The 1,766-nt window shown below is 62.5% G+C and carries 4 protein-coding genes; all 4 read left to right on the forward strand.

The genetic code is table 11. From position 1 onward, the window contains the following. Window positions 1-2: 2 nt before the first annotated feature. The gene (locus EN893_RS32380) at window positions 3-491 is read left to right on the forward strand and encodes a peptidylprolyl isomerase (RefSeq protein WP_164764396.1); all 489 of its coding nucleotides are present in this window, start codon (window positions 3-5) and stop codon (window positions 489-491) included. Between the two features lie 38 nt (window positions 492-529). After that, on the forward strand, window positions 530-1,042 hold the full coding sequence (locus EN893_RS32385) for a peptidylprolyl isomerase (RefSeq protein WP_127269467.1): 513 nt from the start codon (window positions 530-532) through the stop codon (window positions 1,040-1,042). 12 nt (window positions 1,043-1,054) lie between these two features. Further along, window positions 1,055-1,504 carry a DMT family transporter gene (locus EN893_RS32390; protein ID WP_127269466.1) on the forward strand — a complete coding sequence of 150 codons (450 nt, stop codon included), beginning with the start codon at window positions 1,055-1,057 and terminating at the stop codon, window positions 1,502-1,504. Continuing rightward, a partial coding sequence (locus tag EN893_RS32395) for an S-adenosylmethionine:tRNA ribosyltransferase-isomerase (RefSeq protein WP_164901320.1) occupies window positions 1,504-1,766 on the forward strand: 263 nt, incomplete at its 3' end. The genes EN893_RS32390 and EN893_RS32395, both read left to right, overlap by 1 nt.

The following is a 1,766-nucleotide window of genomic DNA, read 5'->3' on the forward strand; positions in this document are numbered from 1 at the left end:
TCATCACGCTGAAGGACGGCGACGTCACCATTGCGCTGAGGCCCGATCTTGCGCCAAAGCATGTCGAGCAGATCAAGAAGCTGGTGCGCCAAGGCGCCTATGACAACGTCGCCTTCCATCGCGTCATCGACGGCTTCATGGCGCAGACCGGCGACGTCAAGTTCGGCAATATGAAAAAGGGTTTCAGCGCCGAGGCCGCCGGCACCGGCGGTTCCGACCTGCCCGACCTGCCGGCCGAATTCTCACAGACCGAACATTATAAGCGCGGCGTGGTCGGTATGGCCCGCTCGCAGGACCCAAATTCGGCCAATTCGCAGTTCTTCATCATGTTCGCTCCGGCACCGCCCCTCGATGGCCAGTACACGATCGTCGGCAATGTCGTCAGCGGCATGGAACTGGTGGACCAAATCAAGAAGGGCGACCAGGCGGACAACGGCACGGTCACCGATCCCGACCGGATGATTAAGGTGCGCATCGCCGCCGACAAGTAAATTGTCGAATAACTCTGTTTCTCAAAAGGATATCTGACATGGCCGAAATCAAGGATCGCGAGAACGCGCTCATCATGGAAACGACCAAGGGCAAGGTCGTCATCGAACTTTTCCCCGACCTGGCGCCCGGCCATGTCGCCCGCATCAAGGAACTGGCCAGGGAAGGCGCCTATGACGGCGTGGTCTTCCACCGCGTCATCGAGGGTTTCATGGCGCAGACCGGCGACGTCAAGTTCGGCAATTCGAGCAAGCCTTCCTTCGCGCCGTCCCGCGCGGGCATGGGCGGCTCTGAAAAGCCGGATTTGAAGGCTGAATTCTCCAACGCCAACCATGCTCGCGGCACCTGCTCGATGGCCCGCTCGCAGAACCCGAACTCGGCCAATTCGCAGTTCTTCATCTGCTTCGACGATGCCGCCTTCCTCAACCGCCAGTACACGGTCTGGGGCCAGGTCATCGAAGGCATGGACAATGTCGACAAGATCAAGCGCGGCGAGCCGGTGCAGGATCCCGACAAGATCGTGTCGCTGAAAGTCGCGGCCGACGTCAAGTAAGGGCAAACGACAATGATGGGCGTCGTCTGGTCGCTTCTCGGCATCCTGTCCGGCGCCTTCATTGCCATTCAGGCGCCGATCAATTCGCAGCTGGCGCGCGGCCTGGGCCTCCCGGTCGCGGCGGCTGCGTTTTCGTTCCTGTCGGGCGCGATCGTGCTCGGTATCATCTCCGTCACGGTGGTGAAGCTGCAAGGCATCTCGCTCGACTGGAAGGCGCCGGCGCCCTGGCTGTTCGTGGCCGGCGGCATGCTGGGCGGTTTCTATGTCACGCTGTCGACGATTCTCACGCCACGCATAGGTGCGGCCGCGCTGATGGCGTTTCTGGTCACCGGCCAGTTGCTGGCCGGCATGCTCATCGATCGCGTCGGCTTCCTCGGCGTCGCGGTGCGTGAAATCTCGCTCGGCCGCGTTGCCGGCGCGGTGCTGCTGCTGGCCGGAGCGCTGCTCGTCCGGCTCTACTGATGCGCGTCGATCTCTTTGACTTCGACTTGCCGGAGGAGCGCATCGCGCTTCGTCCGGCGGAGCCGCGCGACAGCGCCAAGATGCTGGTGGTCAAACCCGGCGAAGGGTTCGACGACCGCAGGGTTGGCGACCTGCCGTCCTTGCTCAGGGCCGGCGACGTGCTGGTGTTCAACGACACCAAGGTCATTCCAGCGCAGCTCAAAGGCATCCGGAGGCGAGGCGAAGTGACAGCGCAGGTCGAAGCCACGCTGCATATGCGCAT

It is taken from the genome of Mesorhizobium sp. M7A.F.Ca.CA.004.04.2.1, from assembly GCF_004022825.1.
In the GTDB taxonomy this organism is placed as follows: Bacteria; Pseudomonadota; Alphaproteobacteria; order Rhizobiales; family Rhizobiaceae; genus Mesorhizobium.